This window comes from Mesohalobacter halotolerans (assembly GCF_006120725.1).
Classification (GTDB): domain Bacteria; phylum Bacteroidota; class Bacteroidia; order Flavobacteriales; family Flavobacteriaceae; genus Psychroflexus; species Psychroflexus halotolerans.
Map to the genome: position 1 here is coordinate 416,893 of NZ_SWMU01000001.1, position 22,538 is coordinate 439,430.

Consider the following 22,538-nt stretch of genomic DNA (forward strand, 5'->3'; position numbering starts at 1 on the left):
AAGTATCAAGTTGTATGTATCAGCTTTTACTTTATTAAAAATTGTTTTATAAATTAAAATTATTTGTAGAAGCATCAAAAACATAATCGATGACTTCTTGATGTCGTTTTTCAAAACGTTTAGTACTTCCAGCAGCCGGCGAACCGTAAAATCGTCTACTGCAAACCCTAAAGTTTTTAGCTTGGTCAAAGTGTAACAAAAGATGAGAATACGCTCCCATATTTCTGGGTTCTTCCTGAGCCCATACCACATCTTCAGCCGAACTGTAACGCTTTAAAATCTTCTCTATTGCTTTTATTGGCAAGGGGAAAAGTTGCTCAATACGCACTAGAGCGACATCGTTTCTTTGGTCTTCTTCTTTGCGTTTTAATAAGTCATAATAAAACTTACCACTACACAGTACAAGTGTTTTTGTAGATTTCGGTTTAGCATTCGGGTCGTCTATTAGGGTTTTAAACTCACCATTAGCCAAGTCTTCTTTGGTTGAAACCACTTTAGAATGTCTCAATAAGCTTTTTGGTGTAAAGATGATCAGTGGTTTTCTAAATTTTGTTTTGAGTTGGCGCCTTAATATGTGAAATAAATTGGCCGGCGTCGTACAATTGGCTACATACATATTGTCTTTAGCGCAAAGCTGAAGGTAACGTTCCATGCGTGCAGAAGAATGCTCAGAACCTTGTCCTTCATATCCGTGTGGTAACAACATAACAAGACCGTTTTGGGTTTTCCATTTATCTTCTGCAGCAGAAATATATTGGTCTATCATGATTTGAGCTCCATTGCTAAAATCGCCAAATTGAGCTTCCCAAATGGTCAATGTATGCGGACTAGCCATGGCATATCCATAATCAAAACCTACAACACCGTATTCTGAGAGTAAGGAGTTGTAGATATAAAAATGCGCTTTGTCGTTGATGTTGTTATGCAATACGACCTCTTCTTCGCTATCTTCAACTTTAATAACTGCATGTCTATGCGAAAATGTACCGCGCTCTACATCCTGTCCACTTATTCTTACATCATGACCTTCTTCGACAACCGAAGCATAAGCTAAAACTTCTGCCATACCCCAATCTAGAACATTGTCTTCAAAGTACATTTTGTGACGAGCATCAATAATCTTTTTAGCTTTCCTGATAAACTTTTTATCCTCTGGAAGATTGGTGATGATTTCTGCAACTTTGTCGAGCTTCTTAAGGTCGTATGATGTATCAACAGGTTTTAGCATATCATCTTGGTTGGCATATTCTGAGCCTTCCCATTCTTCTTGCATGATAGGCGTGACAAAAGCAGTATCTTCTTTTTTGGAGTCGGCAAGCTTTTCTTCCAAATTACTTTTATAGTTTTCTTCTAGTGTTTTGACATAGTCGTCATCAATAATGCCCTGCTCTTTTAGTCTTTTAACATAGATGTCTCTCGGATTATCGTGTTTTGAAATGGCTTTGTAAAGCTTTGGCTGTGTAAATCGCGGCTCATCACCTTCATTGTGGCCGTATTTTCTGTAACCCAACAAGTCAATAAAGACGTCACGCTTAAATTCCATCCTAAAGGCAAGGGCAAACTGCATAGCATGTACAACGGCTTCTACATCATCAGCATTTACGTGCATTACCGGCGATAAAGTGACTTTACCAACATCTGTACAATAGGTAGATGAGCGACCGTCCAAGTAGTTTGTCGTAAAACCAATTTGGTTATTGACCACAATATGAATAGTTCCCTGAGTTTTATAACCCTCTAGCTTTGCCATTTGGACTACTTCATAAGCAATCCCTTGTCCGGCAATAGCTGCATCACCGTGTACAACAATGGGCAATACATTTTGTTCACTACCTATATGATGATCGTCCTGTTTGGCTCTAGCAATACCTTGTACAACAGCACCTACAGCTTCAAGATGAGAAGGGTTTGGTGCAATGTTGAGATTAATTTCTTTTCCGGAATCGGTCTTGCGGATACACGTCCAACCTAAATGGTACTTGACGTCACCATCAAAGACTTCTTGTTCGTAGTCTTTCCCTTCAAACTCATTAAAAATGGCTTTGGGGTCTTTTCCAAAAATATTGGCAAGTGTGTTAAGACGACCGCGATGAGCCATTCCCATCACAAACTCCTTCACACCGCGATCTGCAGCTTTTTCTATCAAAGTATCTAAAGCCGGGATGAGGCTTTCGTTACCTTCTAATGAAAACCGTTTTTGACCGATGTAGTTTTTATGAAGAAAACTTTCGAAAGTGACCGCTTCGTTCAACTTTCTTAAAATATGCTTCTTTTCGTCATGGTTAAATTTGGGATGGTTTTGGTTGTGATAGATTTTATCTTGAATCCACGAGACGATCTCAGGTTTTCTGATGTAGACGTATTCAATTCCTATGGCATCGCAAAACACACTTTCCAGAAAGTCAATGATTTGTCTTAATGTAGCTTTACCAATGCCAACAATTTCACCGGCATTAAACTCTTTGTCTAGATCTTCATGAGATAAGCCAAAATTTTCGATGTCTAGTTTTGGCCGGTACTTTCGACGTTCACGGACGGGATTGGTTTTGGTAAACAAATGCCCTCGCGTTCTGTAACCGTCAATAAGTCTGATAACCTGAAACTCTTTATGGACGTCCTCAGAACCATTGATATGACCATTTTCAGAAAAACTGATATCTTGATTATTCCCGGATTCCAACACTTCGTCTGCGCCGTCTTTACCAAAATCAAAACCTTGGAAAAAGGCTCTCCAACTCGGCTCTATGCGATCAGGATATTTTAAATATAGTTGATAAAGGTCGTCAAGTTGGTCAGGATGAATACTGTTTAAAAAGGAAAATGGATCCATATAATTTTAGGAATTATAATGCAAATTTAAGAATTTAACTCTAACGTCATATGCTTTTTTAACGAACACTTATACCTCTTAAACCAATTTGGCTTAATTTTTAAGTATTATGCTTCTCTATGCATTAATTCTTGAGCAAAATTTTTCAGCTTTTGCTTTTTGTCGTCAGGTAAATTTAATTGGTTTAAAGACAATAAAGCTTTTTGCTTATAGCGTTCTATGCGCTCAGAAGAAATGGATTTGATCTCGTATTGGTCGTAAATTTGTTTGACGGTTTCAATTTTGGCCTGAGTGTTTTTTGGGTTAATGCTAAATAGGTGCTTTAATTGATTTCTATCATCTTCAGAAGAGAGCTCTAAGGCTTTGAGGTAAAGGAATGTTTTTTTGTTTTCGATGATATCACCACCAACTTGTTTACCAAATGTCTTAGGATTGCCATAGACATCGAGTAAATCGTCTTGAATCTGAAAGGCAATGCCTAGATTAATCCCAAAGCTGTAAATATGGTCTTGGTTTTCTAAACTTGTACCAGCAATGATACTGCCCATTTTAAACGCACAAGCGACAAGAACAGCTGTTTTTAAACGAATCATTTCCAGGTATTTTTCTATACTTACCTCTTCAAGATTCTCAAAATCCATATCCATCTGCTGTCCTGAACAGACTTCCTGAGCAGTTTTTGAAAACAGTTGTACTAAAGTGTAAAACGAGTGCTGATCGTAATCTTCAAGGCACTGATATGCCCATATCAACATCGAATCACCCGATAAAATTGCCGTATTAATATCCCACTTTTCATGTACCGTAGGATGTTGTCGTCTCAATGGCGCATCATCCATGATGTCGTCATGCACTAATGAAAAGTTATGAAAGACTTCAATGGCCATAGCTGCGCTGTATGCATGATCTACATGACCATCAAAAAGATCTGTCGTCATCAATACTAAAGCTGGCCGAATACGCTTCCCTCCGAGGTTTAAAATGTAATCTATAGGGTCAAATAAGCTTGAAGGCGCTTGATTGTTACACTTACGGGTTAGATAGGCATTAAAAGACTCGGCGTATTTTGTGATACTTTTCATCGAGAAATAATAAAATTACAAATTGCTAAAATAGAACCTGAAGATTAACTTTTGTGCTAAAAGCATGAAAAATTTAATTTCTATTATAAATTTTTTAGAAACAATTATTTATTTAATTTTGTTTGATATGAATATTCAATATTACATCAAAACACTTTTATACCGCCACGATTGTGTTATCGTTAATGGATTGGGTGGCTTTGTAACACAAAAACAAGCCTCTAAGCTAGAAAATGGGTACTTTTTTCCGCCTAAAAAAAACCTAACTTTCAACGAGAGTTTGGGGGATAGTCATGATGGTTTATTAGCCAATCATATTGCCAAAAATGAAAAGGTTTCTTTTCAAATTGCCCAACAAAAAATTAAAACGTTCAGTAAAAAAATTAAAGATACCCTGGAAGATGAAACTGACATCTATCTTAAAGATTTGGGACACTTTAAAATGAACACAGAGCGTAAACTGGTGTTTAAACCCGATAATACAGATTGGCTTATTGAGGCTTATGGCTTGCCAAAGTTTAAAGTTGACCAAGTCGAAATTCCTCAAGAAAACTCCGAGAAGAAACAACCTGTAGAAATAACGACAGCAGCTAAAGTCAAAACACTTAAGGACGCTCAGCCTAAGAAAAATTATTGGAAATACGCCGCCGTTGGTATCATCGCTTTAGGACTTGCCGGCTTGGTTGGTTCTCAAATCTATCAGAAAGATGTTAAAGCGCATAATCTCGTTCAGCAAGAAAAAGCCAAACAATTAATAGACCAAAAAATACAAGAAAGCAGTTTTTTTGTTCAAAAGCCTCTGAAGGCCTTATCTGTTGAAGTCAAACCCAAAACCTTTGGCAAGTACCATATTGTTGGTGGCGCATTTAGAATAAGGGCCAATGTCGATAAAAAAATCAACCAACTTCAAAGGCAAGGCTTTGATGCTAAGTATATTGGGCAAAACAAATATGGTCTTCATCAAGTAGTTTATGCCAGCTTTCAAGACAAAACACAAGCGCTTAAAAAGTTGAGCCAGATCAAATCTCAAAATAATCCTTACGCCTGGCTTTATGTTAAGGAACTTTAAGATTGGTTTCATAGACGATACCTTATCTTTGCAAAAAAAAGCTAATGGATATTAAACATCCTAAAGATTCAAAAACAGAACTTACCGATTTGGTTTTGCCTAGCGAAACCAACCCAATCAACAATTTATTTGGAGGAGAACTGCTTGCTCGCATGGATCGCGCAGCAAGTATTGCGGCAAGAAGACATTCACGTCGAATTGTGGTAACAGCTTCAGTCAACCACGTGGCCTTTAATAAAGCTATTCCATTGGGAAGCGTGGTGACAGTTCAGGCTAAAGTTTCTAGAACGTTTAAAACTTCTATGGAAATCTATTTAGACGTGTGGACAGAAGATAGAGAAAGTGGCAGAAGGCTAAAAGCTAATGAAGCCATTTATACCTTTGTCGCTGTCGATGATATGGGTAATCCCGTACCCGTTCCAAAAATAGAGCCTGAAACTGATTTAGAAAAAGAGCGCTATGAAGCTGCGCTAAGACGTAAGCAACTCAGCTTAGTTTTGGCCAAAAAAATGGACCCTCATGAAGCTACAGAACTTAAAGCATTATTTCAATAATCTACAATTTTTTATTTATGTATACCGCCATTCAACATTTACATTCCTACTGGGCTTACTTAGTTTTGCTCATAGTAGTTTTAGCCACTTTTAATGCCATTATAAAATCAGCTGGTAAAAAACCTTTTGTGGCGCATGATTTTCGAATCTCCTTGTTTGCTCTTATTGTGATGCACTTGCAATTACTTATTGGTTTAGTACTGTATTTTGTGTCGCCTTATTTTTCAGCGTTTTCAGAAGTTGGTATGGGTGGTGTGATGAAAGATGAAACTTTGCGACTATATCTCGTAGAACACCCAACAACCATGATTCTGGCTATCGTTTTCATAACGATGGGTTATTCTAAACATAAAAAGAAATTGTCTTCCAGTAAGAAATTTAAAACCATTTCTATTTTTTATGCCATTGCGCTGATACTCCTTTTGTCTAGAATTCCTTGGCAGGCCTGGTTTTAAGGTTTAAAACCGCCTCGACTTACTAGGGTCTTTACCGCCAAATTTGCTGAATTTATAGGTAAAACTGAGCATAAAATACCGCTCTAAAATGAGTTGATCTGTATCTTGAATAAAATCATCACCGGTGGTTCGGCTTGTATTGATGTTTTGATCGAGTAAATCGTATACTTTAAACTTGACAATAGCGTTTTCATCGGCAAAAGTATAACCAAGACTAACATTCCATAACCAAAAATCTGAATCAAAATCTGAGCTGACGTTCCCGAGTTGGGTATAGCTGATATCATTACCAAAGACTACATTTTTGGGCCAATAGGTCGTCAATTCTAGACCAAAATCAAGATTTGTAAACTCTTCATCTAGACTTTGCTGCAAATTGTAAGTTGTAATATTGTGCGTAATGCCAAAGCGTGGCTCGACATCGATTACATCTTCAATTTCATAATTTAAATCTACAGAAGGAGAAAACTGGTAAGACTCACTTCTAAAACTTTGCGCATTGGAAAACCCTAAATTTTTGTTGTAGTTAAAATTGAAATCACCGCCCATGGTAAAACGTTCCCGATCATTCTGATTTTTTGACTTTTTAAGACTACGGTTAATGTAAAAATTTAAATATGCACTTTGACCGCCGCTGAGGTTGGTATAAGTGGTCGTTCTGACCAAATCTTCGTCTGTAATTGTTACCGGGACAACCTGATCTTCATTATAAGTAAAATAAGAGTAAATACCATAACCACTTCGGGTTTTATAATTGTATTTTCTGTAACTTAGGCTAAAATTATGAACAACCGAAGCGTCCAAGTCTGGATTACCAACCGTGATATTTAAGGGATTGGTTTGATTAACTACAGGTTGTAATTGACTGACGCTCGGGATTTGAGTCGAGTTTCTAAACCAAGAGGAAAGGCGTGACTTATCTTTAAATTGGTAAGCTACATAACCACTATAAGCAAAGATGTTAAAATCATTACTAAAGTTGACGTCTTGAATTAAATTGTTGGTTTTAAGCTCAGTGCGATTTAGCCCGCCACTTACACTAAGGGTTAAAGTATCGTCGTCAAAACGCACTCCGGCTTTAGGAATATGTTTGTTTGCATTCAAAGTAAAAGCATTACTCAAATCTTCATTCAAAGTCGAAAACTCACCTGTATTATCATCAAAATCAAAAACAATTCGTTCAGATTTTTCACTCTCATTCACATATTCGTAACTTAGACTGTAAAATAAATCTTCAAACAAGAGATTTCTATACCTTCCTGAAATGCTGTATTCGTCCCGATGCGAGCTGTTTTGAATATTTTGGTTTTGAACTTCTGTATTGGGATTGTCGCCAAATATTTCTCTTGTAGAATTAAAAAGACTATTGTTTTCAGAATTGGTATTGGTATTTCTAAAGCGTAGTGATGCATAGGCGCCTTTGGTCTTGAGTCTTCGTGAAAACGACAGGTTGTTGCTAAAGGTTTTATTATCAAATTCTGATGTATTATCTGTATTGAGCTGGTTGATTTGCTCACCATCACTATCTAAAGATTCAGAAAAAGAAGAGGCTTCATTATGTCCAGAAGAGATATTAATGTTTGGTCTTATCGAAATTCGCGTTAAGGTATCGGGCTTAATGCTGTAGTTCAGACTTCCGCGATGAGAATCAGACTGGTTGAGAGACGTATTTTCTGAGTTGGTAAAAAACGTTCTGTCGGGCAAAATGTTTTCTCTTCGTGTCGAGGTTTCATTACGGGTTTTATTCGCACCGTAAAAGTAATTGGACTCTAAATCTTGTTTTTCTGACCATTCATCCGCATAGCTTACACCGACATTATCAGATTTTGTAATCCCGGAATTACCGCCAAAATTTATTCCATTGACACCAAAACTTCCATTGGAGCTTCTTGTGACGCGTCTTACATTGCCCATCATATCAAAGACTTCATCAAAGCTAAATCCTGGGCTATTAATATTATTTGAGCCTGCTATAACGCTGATGCGAGTGTCATCTTTAAAGTAATTTCCAAAGCCACTCATCGCATACCGGCCATCAGTGCCGCCACCAAGCGTCACCCGTGAAAATATACCTTTGTTTTTGTCTTCATCTATAGTGATATTGATGGTTTTATTTTCTGCATCACCGTCTTCACCGGTAAATTCCTGTTCTTTAGTCTTTGTATCGACCACTTGCAATTTTTCTATGATAGATTTGGGTAAGTTTTTTGTGGCGATTTTAGGGTCATCCCCAAAAAAAGATTTGCCATTGACCAATATACGCTGCACTGGTTTACCGTTGACCGTGATATTGCCATCAGCATCGACTTTTAGACCTGGTAGTTTTTTAAGTAAGGCTTCAAGATTGGCACCATCACGGGTCTTAAATGAAGAGGCATTAAATTCTAAAGTATCTTTTTTAAAAACAATTGGTGAGCGGTTAGCTGTTACTGTAACTTCATCAAGTTTGTCAGCCTTTGAGTTTAAATAAATAGTGCCTAAATTAGTAGGAGAGTTTTTAATATTTATGGTTTGCTGGTAAGTTCTCATCCCCGTGTAACTTACATTTAAGCGAAGTAAACTGTCCTGAGCTATGTCTTCAATTTCAAAAAACCCGTCTTGATCGGTAATAGAATAAGAGACCATGCTAGAGTCTTTGAGTCGTTCTAGGTATACTGTAGAGGAAATCAAACTTGACTGGCTAAGGCTATCCTTAACAATACCGCTAATTTTGAAAGAATTTTGCGCAGACACGCAGATCAAACTCAAAAAGCAAATAAATGAAAAGATATACTTCATAAAAAAGGATGAGAAAAATTAACGACCAATCTTGGAGTTTATTTTATTTATCACATGTTTCGTTCATAGGACAATAAAAAATGGATGATGTAAAATTTGAAATGACAATTTGTAAATATAAATTTATCTGTCTTGGATGTAAGAACACTAAAAACATTTTACATTTGCAAAAAATAAAACTATGGTTGTAGCAGTTGTTGGAGTCACCGGTATGGTTGGCCAAGTCATGTTAAACGTATTGGAGGAAAGGCAATTTCCGGTAACAAAATTATTAGCGGTTGCTTCAGAGCGATCGGTCGGAAAAACAGTCACATTTAAGGGCAAAGCTGTAAAAGTCATTAGTGTGAAAGACGCCATCGCAAAACAACCGGATATCGCCTTGTTTTCTGCAGGCGGTCAAACCTCTTTAGACTGGGCACCCAAGTTCGCTGAGGTCGGTACGGTCGTGATCGATAATTCCTCTGCCTGGAGAATGGACGAGAAAATAAAATTAGTAGTTCCTGAAATCAATGCTAAAGAACTGACAAAAGCAGACAAGATCATTGCAAACCCAAATTGTTCTACGATTCAATTGGTCATGGCTTTAAAACCACTTCATGACACCTTTAAAATTAAACGTGTTATTGTTTCTACCTATCAATCAATCACCGGAACGGGTGTACAAGCTGTAAAACAACTGGAAAATGAATATCAAGATGCCAAAGGTGAAATGGCTTACCCGTATCCTATTCATAAAAATGCTTTGCCACACTGTGATGTGTTTTTAGATAACGACTACACCAAAGAAGAAATGAAATTGACCAATGAAACTAAAAAAATCCTATCAGACGCTTCGGTCAATGTTGTCGCAACAGCCGTAAGAATACCTGTCGTTGGTGGTCATTCTGAATCTGTTAATCTGGAGTTTGAAAAGCCATTTGAAATGAATGACGTAAGACAAAAACTCAATGACTTTGACGGCGTTACGCTTCAGGATAATCCTGGTACCAATACTTATCCGATGCCCATCTACGCTGAAGGTAAAGATGAGGTTTTTGTTGGACGCCTAAGACGAGATTTTAGTATTGAGAATGGATTAAACCTGTGGATTGTGTCCGACAACCTCAGAAAAGGCGCAGCGACTAATGCCGTTCAAATTGCAGAATACGTCCATAAACACCTTCTTTCTTAGAAAAAAGCTTGAAAAGATCATACTTTCTCCAGAAAATAGACTTAATTAACAGTTGTTAGTTTGTGAAATTCTGTTAATCTTCTATTTTTACGGAAATTAATTTTCAATGCGTTCTATATCATTACTTATCATGCTTTTGGCGATCACATCGCTGCAGGCACAAAACTTTGAGACCGTAATTTCCAGTTACCTGGATAATTCTTCTGAGGAATTCAATTTCAATCGGTCAGATTTACAAGATTTTAAAATTAGCGATGCCTCCTATTCCAAAAGCATGGATCTACACAACGTGTATGTTCAACAAAACTATCAGAATACACCGGTATTAAACGCCATTGGAAGTTTTGCCATTAAGCAAAATCGCGTGGTCAATTTTAATCATTCGTTTGTAACTGAATTAGACCAGAAAATAGAAACTTCAACCGCTAGTCTTTCAGCTGAAAATGCTTTATCTGAGGCCACGAATCAATTGAATATAAATACTTCATTTGAACTTGTAGAGACACATTCTAATGTGGAATTCATTTACAAATCTGATGATTCAGCAGAAGTCACACCTGTAAAACTGACTTATGTTTTAACAGAAGAGAACAAATTAAGATTGGCTTGGGATTTCAGTATTTTAACTCACGACGAGAGCCATTGGTGGAGCATTTCAATTGATGCTAATAATGGACAAATATTAAGACAAAACGATTGGATGCTCAGCTGTAATTTTGATAGTAAATATTCGCATCATCAAAGTAAGCCCCACAATATAGAGGTCAATAAAAACTCTACACTAAGTTTTGTTTCTGATGGTTCTACATACCGAGCCTATCCGCTTGGTGTCGAATCGCCAAATCACGGGAATAGAGTATTGCTGAACCAGCCTGCTGATGCAACGGCCTCACCTTTTGGATGGCACGACACCGATGGTGTAGCGGGTCCAGAATTCACCATAACAAGAGGAAACAATGTTTTAGCAAGTGAAGATAGAGATGCAGATAATATCCCGGGTTATTCACCAGATGGTGGCACCAATTTAAATTTTGATTTTCCGATTGATAACAATTTACCACCTGCATTTAATGAAGATGCCGCCATAACCAACTTATTTGTTTGGAACAATTACACGCATGATGTTTGGTTTAATCACGGGTTTGACGAAGATGCCGGAAATTTTCAACAGACCAATTATAGTGGTCAAGGGGCTGGCAATGATTTTGTTGTTGCAGATGCTCAAGATGGAGCAGGTTTAAACAACGCCAACTTTGGTACACCTCCAGAAGGATTTAATCCAAGAATGCAAATGTTTTTGTGGTCACCGCCTGGACCACCAAGTGATCCTTTGAGTATCAATTCACCCTCAGATATTGCTGGAGATTATTCCGGAATTGAAGCGAGTTTCGGTCCAGGGTTAACGCCTACACCAATAACCTCAGACTTGGTATTGATTTCTGACGATGATAGTTCAACTTCAACCGATCCTCATGATGCTTGTGACCCATTAACCAATGCGTCCAGCTTAAATGGGAAAATAGTTGTCATTAACCGTGGAGATTGTTTTTTTGTAGACAAAATTCAAGCCGCACAAAATAATGGCGCCCTTGCAGTTATCATGATAAATAATGTTTTTGGAGACCCAATAGCCATGGGAGGTGATGGTTCAAATATTACGATTCCATCCATTATGATTTCACTGACCGACGGTTCTGCTATACTTTCAAAATTACAAAATGGACAGACTATAAATGCAACTTTAGTCAATAATGGTCCATTTGAAGTCGATGGCGATTTTGATAACGTTATCATTGCTCACGAATACGGACATGGTATTTCCAACAGATTAACAGGCGGTCCTCAACAAGCTAATTGTTTATTTAATGATGAGCAAATGGGAGAAGGCTGGAGTGACTGGATAGGACTGATGATGACCATACAGCCTAATGATACCGCAGGATTACCCAGAGGTATTGGAACATTTGCTATAAGTCAACCCACAACAGGTAACGGTATCAGACCAGCGCGATACACTACCGATACATCCATCAATCCTGCCACTTACGGGTTGTCCAATAATCCTAATATTTCACAGCCTCACGGCGTCGGTTTTGTATGGGCAACAATGCTTTGGGATTTAACCTGGGAATTGATTGATGAATACGGATTTGACCCTGACCTAATGAACGGTAATGGCGGAAACAACCTAGCCATGCAATTGATAATAGATGGTATGAAACTTCAAAGCTGTAATCCTGGTTTTATAGATGGCCGTGACGCTATCTTACAAGCTGATATGCTTGCAAATAACGGTGCTAATCAATGTTTTATATGGAAAGTTTTTGCCGATAGAGGTCTGGGTTTTAGCGCTAATCAAGGTTCTGCATTCGACCGTAACGACCAAACAGAAGCTTTTGATTTGCCACCAAACATCACCTTGCCATGCGAAAACTTAGCGGTTCAAAGTTTTAATGAAAACACCCTTAAGCTATATCCTAACCCGGCAGAAGATATTTTGACTATAGAAAGCCTTGGGGGAAGTATTGGTCGTGCCAACCTAAAAATATTTGATATGAACGGCAGATTGATAATCAATAAACCCTTAGACTTTAATCAAGTTCAAAATTTGAATGTTTCAAGCTTAAACAGTGGTGTGTACTTGATAAAAATTGAAAACACCAGCGTAGATATCTCTAAGAAATTAATCATTAATTAAATCTATCGCTTACATTATTAAAAAAGCTGAATTTGTTTTAAATTCAGCTTTTTTATCGGTCACAAAATGTTAGAGCTCAACTCAGTTTATTTCTCTTACGACAAAGATTTTACACTTCATGATATTTCATTTCGAATAAATTCGGGTGAAATCCTAGGAATTATAGGTCAGAGCGGTTGTGGTAAAACCACATTACTCAAGTTGATTTTTGGAAAACTTGACGCTAATCAAGGTGAATTATTTTGGCATAACGAAAAGATCTTAGGTCCTTCATACCAGCTTATTGCCGGAAAAGAAGATTTTAAATATGTTACACAAGATTATGAGCTGATGCCCTACACCAGTGTTTTAGAAAACATCATCAAACCTTTATCAAGACAACACTTAGAACAAAACATTTCCAGAGCTCGCGAACTACTTGAAGTGGTCAGTCTCGAAGAATTTGAAAACACCAAAGTAAAAAACTTAAGCGGTGGTCAGCAACAACGGGTAGCTCTAGCCAAAGCATTAGCCAAAACACCCCAATTACTTCTGCTTGACGAACCCTTTTCTCAAATCGATAGGTATTTCAAAAACAAACTCAGACGCAAGCTGGTAAAATTTTTAAAATCTGAAAATGTGACCTGTGTAATCGCAACGCACGACAAAGACGATGTTTTACCTTTTGCAGACAATTTACTGGTACTAAAACAAGGAAAAACAGTCGCCTTAGATACACCCTTAAAGCTATACCAAAGAAATAAAAACCCCTATATCGCAGGACTTTTTGGTGATTTTAATTTTTTTAAAATTAAAGATATTTGGCCCCAATCCAACAAAGAAGAACGCCTTGTAGTTTATCCCTACGAAATTGAAATTAAAGAAGCCAAGACACCCGAAATTCAAGTGATTGAGCAATATTTTTCAGGACAGTTTTTTAAAAGTATTATACAATGGAAATCTCAAAGAGTATTTGTACAAACCCCTATACCTTTAACCCCCAAAAAGGCCTATAAGTTAACCTTTAAAAAAGAACACTTACAAAAACGCTACAATTTAAATCTAGAGAAGATAAGTTGAAGGAGACCTATAGCTTAAGAACCCAATCATTTGTATATCAACAATATTTATATTACTTTAGTATAAATAAAATGATAACCCATGTCTAAATTTGGTGAAATCATTGATTTGCAAATTCCTGTGCTGCTAAATTTTTTTACAGAATGGGATGAAAACTGCAAACAACTCCACCCCGTCTTAAAAGATGTGGCTGCTGCAATGGGCGATAAAGCCAAAGTAGTCAAAATTGATGTAGACAAAAATCAAGAGCTTGCTGAAGCCTTGCGAATAAAATCTTTACCGACTTTTGTCATTTATAAGTCTGGAGAAATGGTGTGGCGCAAAAGTGGATTTATGGAAGCCCCAGATTTGTTAGCCATCTTAAAAGACAACAAAATTGCTTGAGACATTTTCAAATTCAAACCAAGTCGTTTTTAATTTTTTCGATTAAGTCTTCTTTGTCTTTAAAAATACTAAAGTCTCCATTTTTTATATAAGAAATCTGACCACTTTCTTCACTAACCACTAAAGCTAATGCATCAGTTTTTTCTGTGATACCAACAGCAGCACGATGTCTTAACCCAAATCTTAAAGGGATTTTTCTATCATTAGACACCGGTAAAATTGCCCGAGTCGCTGTAATCTTGTTGCCCTCTATCACCAAAGCCCCATCATGTAACGTGCTGTTCTTGTAAAATATAGACTGTATAATAGGTTCGTTAATTTCAATATTCATGACATCTCCTGTGTTTTTCACAAAATCTAAGTTTGAGCTTCTCCGGATAACAATGAGGGCTCCGGTCTGTTTTTCACTCATTTTCGCACAGGCATTTACAACATCATCAATATGATCTAGAGACTCGGTTGAACTTCTGCTAAAAGTAAAATTTTTAAAAACCCCATTTTTATTGGTAATATTTGTCGAACCAATTAATAGAAAAAATTTTCGAATCTCCTGTTGAAACACCACAATTAACATCACAGCACCTACACTACTAAATAAACCTAAGAAGCTACTCAACATTTCCATATTGAGAAAATCAGTCAATTTCCAGACCAAATAAATAATGACAATCCCAATAAAAATATTAATGGCTACCGTACCTCGAATCAATTTATAGATATAATACAATAATGTGGCGACCAATATGATGTCGATAAGGTCGAGAATTCTAAAGTCTAAAAAATCTAATCCCATAGTGTAAAAGTAATAAAAACGTAAGGAAAATGAATTTACTAATGTATTTTAAAAAAATTGTAAATTTGAATTATGATGATTAAGTACAATAAAAAAAGGCTATTGTTAATCAAAATATATTCTTTTGTAGTAGGCATATTATTTTTGATTAACCTTTGGGCTCTTTTTACTGAAGATGACTCTTATTTGAATATCATAACTACAATTTTATTAATTGGGTTTTGCGTTGGACCTTTATTTTATCAAGTTGCCCGATATGACGATCACAAAATTACAGCGCAGTTTGGTTGGCCAAAAATATATTATAAAGACATCATAGATGTTAAATATTTTGCCGGTGATATCCTAATCAAATCAGATAAACGCTCAATAGGCATTAACACACAAGTCGCCGACAAATCATCTCTATATGAATTTGCATCTATACTTGAGCAAAAAACAGGTTATGAACTGAATCTGACTTAACTTGTAACTTTTTAAATAAATGTATGTCTAACAAATTGATATAAAACTTAAACTTTAAAACATGAAGCTTTCACATTTTAAAACACTCAGCATTTTGGCTTGTTCTTCACTATTGCTCTTTGCATGTCAAAGTGAACCAAAAACAGAAACAGATCCACCGGGTATAGAAACCGAATATATGGATACTTCCGTTCGACCACAAGATGATTTCTTTACTTACGTTAATGGGAAATGGGTAGAAACTACTGAAATTCCAGACGATCGTGTACGTTGGGGCGGATTTGGTATTTTAAGAAAGCAAACTGATGCCGATGTTTTAAAAATTCTAAAAGAAGCTGAAGAATCTGGTCAATACGATGCCGATTCAGATCAGGGAAAGGCTATTCAGGTGTTTAATTCTATTATGGATACCAATGCGAGGAATACTACCGGGATTGAACCTTTAAAAACGTCTTTTGAAAAAATCAATACCATTAAGGATATTGAGAGTCTTCAAACCGTTTTAGCCAAAAACCCGGTGGAATTAAGCTCACCATTTATGGGTTTGTTTGTGTACTCAGACCCTAACGACAGTAATACTAACGTAGCTTATCTCGGTACCGGTGGTCTGGGATTGCCTGAAAGAGATTATTATTTAAAAGATGACGAAGACAGTAAAGAAATACGAGAAGATTACAAAGTTTTTGTTTCAGATTTATTTGAAATGACTGGTGAAAATCCCAATACTGCAAAATCTTATGCAGAAACTATTCTGGAGTACGAAACTATTCTTGCTAAGCCACGCTTGAGTAAAGTTGAGCGTCGTGACTTTAGAAATTACAACAACCGGTACGCCGTTGAAGACATCAAAACTTTAACACCCAGCGTTGACTGGTCAAAATTTATGACGGACTTGGGAATTGAAAAACAACCTGATACAGTTTTGGTCATGCAGACCAAATATATGAAAACCTTGGATTCTGTATTTAAAAATAGTCCAATCGATGATCTTAAAACATTAGTAAAATGGTCAACACTCAATAGTTCTGCTTCACGACTGTCTATGGATCTAGATAAAAGAAATTGGGAGTTTTACAGCAAAAGACTTCGCGGTGCTAAAGCACAAAGACCACTTGATGAAAGAGCTCTAGCTGTTGTTAATGGGAGTATAGGTGAAGCTGTAGGTAAACTCTATGTCGATGAAAAATTTCCACCAGAAGCCAAGAAGAAAGCAGAAGAAATGGTTGCTAATGTCATTGAAGCTTTTAAGACAAGAGTCAATAATCTAGATTGGATGAGCGACTCTACAAAGGTCAAAGCTATTGAAAAACTTGATAAATTTACTGTAAAAATTGGTTACCCTGACGAATTTAAAGACTATTCAGACCTGGATGTTAAACCAGAAAATTCGTATTATGAAAATCGTCTTGCGGTTAGTGCGTGGAACTTTAGAGATGATCTCAGTAAAATCGGAGAGCCTGTCGATAAAACCGAGTGGGGTATGTCACCACAAACCGTCAATGCTTACTTTAATCCGTTTTATAACGAAATCGTGTTTCCTGCGGCGATACTTCAGCCTCCATTTTACAATTATAAAGCGGATATGGCTGTAAATTATGGAGGTATTGGTGCTGTAATTGGTCACGAGATATCTCATGCCTTTGACGATAGCGGAGCACGATACGATGCAGATGGCAATCTTAAAAACTGGTGGACAGACCAAGACCTTGAGAACTTTACAGAACGAGGTGATAAGCTTGCTGAACTCTACAGTAGTATTGAAGTTTTAGATAGTGTTTATATCGACGGTAAATTTACTTTGGGCGAAAACATTGGTGATTTAGGAGGTGTTTTAGCGGCTTATGATGGCTTACAAATGTATCTTGAAGAAAATGGCAGTCCAGGTAAAATAGAAGGGTTTACACCAGAACAACGTTTCTTTTTATCCTGGGCAACAGTGTGGAGAACTAAAATGAGAGATGAAGCTTTAAAAACTCAAGTTAAAACAGACCCGCATTCGCCTGGGATGTATCGTGCATATGTGCCTTTACAAAATGTAGATGCGTTTTACGAAGCGTTTAACGTCAAAGAAGGAGATAGCCTTTACATTGCTCCGGAAAATCGTGTGAGAATTTGGTAACCTTATTGACCAAACTAAACTATAAAATGCTCTCAAATTTGAGAGCATTTTTAGTATTATACTATAATTGCTCTTTACCTTCTACGAACTAATTTAAATTTATTATTTTAGGTCATACAAAAAACAATATCATGTCAATAGCAAAACCCTTTAACTTAAAGCAGTGGATAGAAGATAACAGAGACTTGCTCAAACCGCCGGTAGGCAATAAAAACCTATACAAAGATGCCAAAGATTATATTGTCATGATCGTTGGTGGACCCAACGCCCGTAAAGATTACCATTACAACGAAACTGAAGAATTATTTTACCAGCTGGAAGGTCAAATTGAAGTTCATATACAAGATAATGGCAAAAAACGAACAATGCAACTCGGTCCCGGTGATATGTATCTTAACCCACCAAAAGTGCCACACTCACCAGTAAGGCATGAAAATTCGATTGGATTGGTCGTTGAGCGCAAACGTAAGCATTTAGATATTAACGATGGCTTAATGTGGTTTTGTGACAATTGTAACCATAAACTTCACGAAGTTTATTTTCCGTTAAACGATATCGAAAAAGATTTTCTTAAGCACTTTAAACATTTTTATGCTAATGAAGATTTGAGAAACTGTAATAATTGTGGTACAGTTATGCCAACCGATGAACGATTTGTAGCAGATTAATCTTCGACAGGTGTTTTGTAAAATAGGCTCATTATAAAAGAAAGTAACACCAAAACCAAAACTAGGATAAAGGACCACCACAGATCACTAAAGTCTGCTATAAACCCTAAGAGCACAGGACCAATTAAAAACCCGATGTAACCCGAACCCGCTATCAATGATATGGAGCGCGATTTGTCTAATTTGGGGTATCGACCGCCTAATCTAAATAACTCGGGGACAACAACAGATAGTCCTAAACCGACCAAACCAAACCCAAAAATAGCCCAAAAGGTACTTTTCAACAAAATCAAACCAAATCCAAAAACAGAAGCAAAAAGGCCAAAGGTTAACACGTTTTTACTGCCATATCTATTGCAGATACCGTCACCTAAAAAACGCCCCAGAGTCATAAAGATAGAAAAGGAAAAAAAACCGACGGCCCACCATTTGGGTTGAGCATGACATATATCTTCAAGGTACAGTGCACTCCAATCGGCAACTGCGCCTTCACCAGCCATGCAAATAAAACCGATAATCAATAAGACAAATAAAGGTTTGATGTAACCCAAATCTAGCGATGGCGAGTCACTGTGTTCAACATTTATGGCTGTGTAAGATCTAGAAAAATAGAGATTTAAAATTAAAACCAACCCACTTAAACCAAGTACAAACCAGAACGGAACTTCACCAAAATAGGATAAACACAATGCCCCAAGACCACCACTTAAAACACCGCCTAGACTAAAAAACCCATGGTTAGCCGACATGATGTTTACTTTCTGGATAGATTCGATTTGAGAGACTAAGGTATTCATGCTAATGTCTGTGAATCCTGTACTCAGCCCAAGAAGAAACAGAGCCAAACATAAACCGATGTAGGTCGAGATGAGATAAGGACCCAGAAACGCAATACAAACCGCAATAATGCCGATTAAACAAGCCTTCCCGAGGCCAAAATGCTTGATGAGCTTGGGTGAAAATAGGATCATCACAAAGGTTCCAAAGCCAAAACATAAAATGGCAATCCCTAGTGCAGCTTCAGAAAATCCAATCTGAGACTTGATCTGCGGAATACTCACCGCCCAGGTGCCTACACATAAGTTGAGTGATAAAAAAATTAATGCCGGAGCAAAGAAATATTGAGATCTTAAGATAAGCCCGAGTGCTTTCATAGAATAGTATCGTGGGTCAAATATAGTTGAAGACCTGTTAAGTACAACAAGTGAATTCAAAGAAAAACAGACCTACATGACCCGCCCAATTTTATCCGATATGAGCATTTCCAATTTTTTGTATTCTTTGGTCTCTGTTAAAACTTCAACATGACTTTCTTGAGTGTTGTCTTTGATGCTCTGGCTTAACTCTTCAATTTTCTTTTGAATGAGTAAGCGGCGTAAATTTAAAATGGTTTGGGTGACTTCTTTCGGATCAATTTCTTCTTTAGGTCTGATAAAAATATTTTTATCTTCCCAACGGTGTAAATTGTGATTTTCGTTATCGAGGAGTGCAGAAGATATTTCTGTATTAATCTCTTGATCAGTTTGTGCAGATAAAATTTTGAGATCTATGGCTTGCTGGTTGGAATAGTGTTTACAAATCAGCTCATATATGGTTTTAAATTTTGAGTTTGTAAACTCAATTTCGTCTTCTTGCAATTCCATATAAATTTTGTGGAATACAATTTCCTCATTTTTCTCAGAGGCCAGTTCGAGTTCGCCTTCCTCATTTTCTTTAAGCAAATAATCGACAAATTCAGTTTTTTGATTACCATATCGTAGTAATAAACTAATGATGATGCGCTCCAGCTCTTCCTGTTGATTGACCTTTTTTTCTGAAACAGATGGTTGAGAAACCACTTCCATGTCTTTTTGTTGAGGTCTGTAGTTACTGTTTTTTCTAGCTTCTTTTTCCTGTTTAGACTTGATTTGAGCCAATGTGCTAAACAGGACTTCTTCAGACACTTGCATGATATCTGCGCAGGTTTTGACGTAGAGTTCCTGTTGGATCAGATCCGGAATTTTAGCAATACTATTGATAATATCTCTTGTTACTTCTGCTTTTTGGGAAGGATCATTTTGGGCAGCAGCATTGAGGAGTTGAGCTTTGTAACGGATAAAATCTTTAGATTGTTCCTGTAAATAGGTTTCGATGTCTTCCTGATCGTGAGCTTTGGCAAAACTATCCGGATCTTCACCTTCAGGAAAGGTACAGACTTTCACTTGCATGCCTTGCTCCAAAATCATATCAATGCCTCGAAGTGATGCGCGAATTCCAGCTTCATCGCCATCAAATAATACAGTAATGTTTGGAGTAAGGCGTTGAATAAGTCTGATCTGTTGCTCAGTCAGGGCTGTTCCGGAGGAGGAAACCACATTTTTGATGCCCGATTGATGAAATTGAATCACATCGGTGTAACCTTCGACTAGAAAACAATTGTTGGCTTTAGCAATTTCAGATTTGGCCTGGTAGAGTCCATACAGGACTTTACTTTTATGATAAATTTCGCTTTCAGGCGAATTCAGGTATTTTGCAGCTTTCTTATCTTGGGTTAAAATTCGACCGCCAAAACCAAGCACACGTCCGGTTAGGGAATGGATAGGAAAAATTACACGTCCTCGAAAACGATCAAATTTTTTGTCGTCTTTAACAATGCTCAAGCCTGTTTTTTCCAAAAACTCGAGTTTGTATCCTTTGCTGACGGCTTTATCGGTTAAGGCTTGCCAGGCTTCAGGGGAATAGCCCAATTTAAAGGTTTCAATACTTTCCTGATTAAAACCCCGTTCTTTAAAATAACTCAAACCCACCGAGCGGCCTTCGTCGGTTTTCATCATCTGGTTGATAAAGAACTCCTGAGCAAATGCATTGACCAGATACATACTTTCGCGTTCACTGGCAGCTTGCTTTTGTTCATCGCTTTGCTCGGTTTCTTCGATCTCAATGTTATATTTTTTGGCCAGATATTTAATGGCTTCAGGATAAGAGAAGTGCTCGTGTTCCATGATAAAGGAAATGGCATTGCCGCCTTTGCCACTGGAGAAATCTTTCCAGATTTGCTTTACCGGCGAGACCATAAAACTCGGGGTACGTTCATCAGTAAAGGGACTAAGCCCTTTATAGTTGCTTCCGGATTTTTTGAGTTGAATAAAATCACCGATGACCTCCTCCACTCGAGCAGCGTCTAATACATTTTGGATGGAAGATTGGGAGATCAAGGATTAACGGATAAATTTAGCATTACGAATGTATCAAATTTATTCATTTCATTCCAATTGCTCTAACAAATCTTGAGCCTTTCTATAATTATAATATTTGTTTTGGGTTATGAAATTATCAAATAGGAATATAAATTATCAGGAACAAATGTCTTGATAAAACACTTGATTATATCTGCCTTTACCCTCGACTCACCTCTAGGATTTCAAATTCCATTTCTCCATTAGGAACCGAAACTTTAGCGGTATCGCCGGCCTTTTTTCCTAATAAACCTTTACCAATAGGAGAATCGACGGAGATCTTCCCGGATTTCAGATCAGCTTCGCTTTGTGCAACCAGCTTGTAACTTAATGTTTGATTATTGGCTTTATTTTTTATTTTAACATTACTGTGAATAAGCACTTTAGATGTATCAAGCTGAGATTCGTCTACGACTCGTGCACTGGCCACAACTTCTTCTAATTTGGCAATTCGCATTTCAAGCATGCCTTGGGCTTCTTTGGCAGCGTCGTATTCAGCATTTTCACTCAAATCACCTTTATCTCTGGCATCTGCTATGGCTTGAGAAGCCTTAGGTCGCTCAACATCTCTAAGCTGGTCTAATTCTTTTTTAAGCTTTTTCAATCCCTCTTCTGTGTAATACGAAATCTTACTCATAAGCGTTATCTTTATATGAAAAACAAAAATCCCGTAATGACGGGATCTAACTTACAAAAGTAGTAAATTTGTAAATATTAAAAAAATAAACCTCGAATTTTATGAATCTTAAAGTTATACTGTCAATTTTTGTGATTTGTCTTGGGCTTCAAAGTTGTAGTGATGATGATAGGCGCCAAAATAATCCAAACTTACTGAATGTTCAGTTTGAAATCGTTTTAAACTTAAGCTTACCCCAATTCAGCCCACTCAATTTTGCCGGGAATGCAATTTATGTTCCCGGTCAAGGCATCGGAAATGATGGAATCATTGTAGTCAATACCGGTAGTGGTTTTGTAGCTTGGGATGCTTCAGATCCTAACGAATTTCCCAGCGACTGTACTCGACTTCAAATTGATGGTTTAACAGCTGCATCGACATGTCAAAACCCTAATGCGTATAGTTTAGTGACGGGTCAACCCTTAGAAGACGGTCTGTCATTTGGCTTATTGAATTATCAGCTTAACGCCAATGGTGATACAGTGAGAGTTTTCAATTAGACTATTCTGTAAAAAATAATTA

General features: G+C 37.1%; 18 protein-coding genes. 11 read left to right on the top strand and 7 right to left on the bottom strand.

The annotated features are described in order from the left end of the window. Positions 1-46 precede the first annotated feature (46 nt). Together FCN74_RS01985 and FCN74_RS01990 are read right to left on the bottom strand one after the other, a co-directional pair. Positions 47-2,830 (bottom strand): 2-oxoglutarate dehydrogenase E1 component, encoded by a 2,784-nt coding sequence (locus FCN74_RS01985; RefSeq protein ID WP_138930915.1) that lies wholly within the window; start codon positions 2,828-2,830, stop codon positions 47-49. Positions 2,831-2,937: 107 nt separating this feature from the next. Then, positions 2,938-3,912 (bottom strand): polyprenyl synthetase family protein, encoded by a 975-nt coding sequence (locus FCN74_RS01990; protein WP_138930916.1) that lies wholly within the window; start codon positions 3,910-3,912, stop codon positions 2,938-2,940. A 127-nt stretch (positions 3,913-4,039) separates the two neighbouring features. On the opposite strand from FCN74_RS01990, the gene FCN74_RS01995 reads away from it, so the two are divergent. Genes FCN74_RS01995 through FCN74_RS02005 form a run of 3 tightly spaced genes read left to right on the top strand, consistent with a single transcriptional unit; the run spans position 4,040 to position 5,990 of the window. Beyond that, positions 4,040-4,981: an HU domain-containing protein gene (locus FCN74_RS01995; protein ID WP_171047089.1), complete on the top strand. Its 942-nt coding sequence runs from the start codon at positions 4,040-4,042 to the stop codon at positions 4,979-4,981. Positions 4,982-5,025: 44 nt separating this feature from the next. Next, positions 5,026-5,535: an acyl-CoA thioesterase gene (locus tag FCN74_RS02000; RefSeq protein WP_138930918.1), complete on the top strand. Its 510-nt coding sequence runs from the start codon at positions 5,026-5,028 to the stop codon at positions 5,533-5,535. Positions 5,536-5,552: 17 nt separating this feature from the next. Next, positions 5,553-5,990, top strand: a complete 438-nt coding sequence (locus FCN74_RS02005; RefSeq protein ID WP_138930919.1) for a hypothetical protein — start codon at positions 5,553-5,555, stop codon at positions 5,988-5,990. 3 nt (positions 5,991-5,993) lie between these two features. Here the strand turns inward: FCN74_RS02005 and FCN74_RS02010 are convergent, their stop codons facing one another. After that, on the bottom strand, positions 5,994-8,723 hold the full coding sequence (locus tag FCN74_RS02010) for an outer membrane beta-barrel protein (RefSeq protein WP_171047090.1): 2,730 nt from the start codon (positions 8,721-8,723) through the stop codon (positions 5,994-5,996). A 226-nt stretch (positions 8,724-8,949) separates the two neighbouring features. On the opposite strand from FCN74_RS02010, the gene FCN74_RS02015 reads away from it, so the two are divergent. From FCN74_RS02015 to FCN74_RS02030, 4 genes are all read left to right on the top strand, one after another. After that, on the top strand, positions 8,950-9,939 hold the full coding sequence (locus FCN74_RS02015) for an aspartate-semialdehyde dehydrogenase (RefSeq protein WP_138930921.1): 990 nt from the start codon (positions 8,950-8,952) through the stop codon (positions 9,937-9,939). A gap of 106 nt (positions 9,940-10,045) precedes the next feature. Next, complete coding sequence (locus FCN74_RS02020) at positions 10,046-12,637, top strand: T9SS-dependent M36 family metallopeptidase (RefSeq protein WP_138930922.1); 2,592 nt, start codon at positions 10,046-10,048, stop codon at positions 12,635-12,637. A 66-nt stretch (positions 12,638-12,703) separates the two neighbouring features. Further along, positions 12,704-13,696, top strand: a complete 993-nt coding sequence (locus FCN74_RS02025; protein WP_138930923.1) for an ABC transporter ATP-binding protein — start codon at positions 12,704-12,706, stop codon at positions 13,694-13,696. An 81-nt stretch (positions 13,697-13,777) separates the two neighbouring features. Next, positions 13,778-14,080 (top strand): thioredoxin family protein, encoded by a 303-nt coding sequence (locus FCN74_RS02030; RefSeq protein ID WP_138930924.1) that lies wholly within the window; start codon positions 13,778-13,780, stop codon positions 14,078-14,080. 13 nt (positions 14,081-14,093) lie between these two features. On the opposite strand, the gene cdaA is transcribed toward FCN74_RS02030, so the two are convergent. After that, positions 14,094-14,873 carry a diadenylate cyclase CdaA gene (cdaA, locus tag FCN74_RS02035; protein ID WP_138930925.1) on the bottom strand — a complete coding sequence of 260 codons (780 nt, stop codon included), beginning with the start codon at positions 14,871-14,873 and terminating at the stop codon, positions 14,094-14,096. A 72-nt stretch (positions 14,874-14,945) separates the two neighbouring features. Between cdaA and FCN74_RS02040 the strand changes: the two genes are divergently transcribed. From FCN74_RS02040 to FCN74_RS02050, 3 genes are all read left to right on the top strand, one after another. After that, positions 14,946-15,338, top strand: coding sequence for a hypothetical protein (locus tag FCN74_RS02040; protein ID WP_138930926.1), 393 nt, complete (start codon positions 14,946-14,948; stop codon positions 15,336-15,338). Between the two features lie 61 nt (positions 15,339-15,399). Further along, positions 15,400-17,457 (top strand): M13 family metallopeptidase, encoded by a 2,058-nt coding sequence (locus FCN74_RS02045; RefSeq protein ID WP_138930927.1) that lies wholly within the window; start codon positions 15,400-15,402, stop codon positions 17,455-17,457. Between the two features lie 131 nt (positions 17,458-17,588). Continuing rightward, complete coding sequence (locus tag FCN74_RS02050; RefSeq protein WP_138930928.1) at positions 17,589-18,125, top strand: 3-hydroxyanthranilate 3,4-dioxygenase; 537 nt, start codon at positions 17,589-17,591, stop codon at positions 18,123-18,125. Here FCN74_RS02050 and FCN74_RS02055 read toward each other — a convergent pair. The 3 genes from FCN74_RS02055 to greA form a co-directional block, all read right to left on the bottom strand. After that, the gene (locus FCN74_RS02055) at positions 18,122-19,339 is read right to left on the bottom strand and encodes an MFS transporter (protein WP_138930929.1); all 1,218 of its coding nucleotides are present in this window, start codon (positions 19,337-19,339) and stop codon (positions 18,122-18,124) included. The two genes, FCN74_RS02050 and FCN74_RS02055, sit on opposite strands and share 4 nt — an antisense overlap. 12 nt (positions 19,340-19,351) lie before the next feature. Continuing rightward, the gene (gene dnaG, locus FCN74_RS02060; RefSeq protein WP_138930930.1) at positions 19,352-21,319 is read right to left on the bottom strand and encodes a DNA primase; all 1,968 of its coding nucleotides are present in this window, start codon (positions 21,317-21,319) and stop codon (positions 19,352-19,354) included. Positions 21,320-21,500: 181 nt separating this feature from the next. Continuing rightward, positions 21,501-21,977, bottom strand: coding sequence for a transcription elongation factor GreA (greA, locus tag FCN74_RS02065; protein WP_138930931.1), 477 nt, complete (start codon positions 21,975-21,977; stop codon positions 21,501-21,503). A 101-nt stretch (positions 21,978-22,078) separates the two neighbouring features. Between greA and FCN74_RS02070 the strand changes: the two genes are divergently transcribed. Continuing rightward, entirely contained in the window at positions 22,079-22,516 is a 438-nt protein-coding gene (locus FCN74_RS02070) for a hypothetical protein (protein ID WP_138930932.1), read from the top strand. The last annotated feature ends 22 nt before the right edge of the window (positions 22,517-22,538 follow it).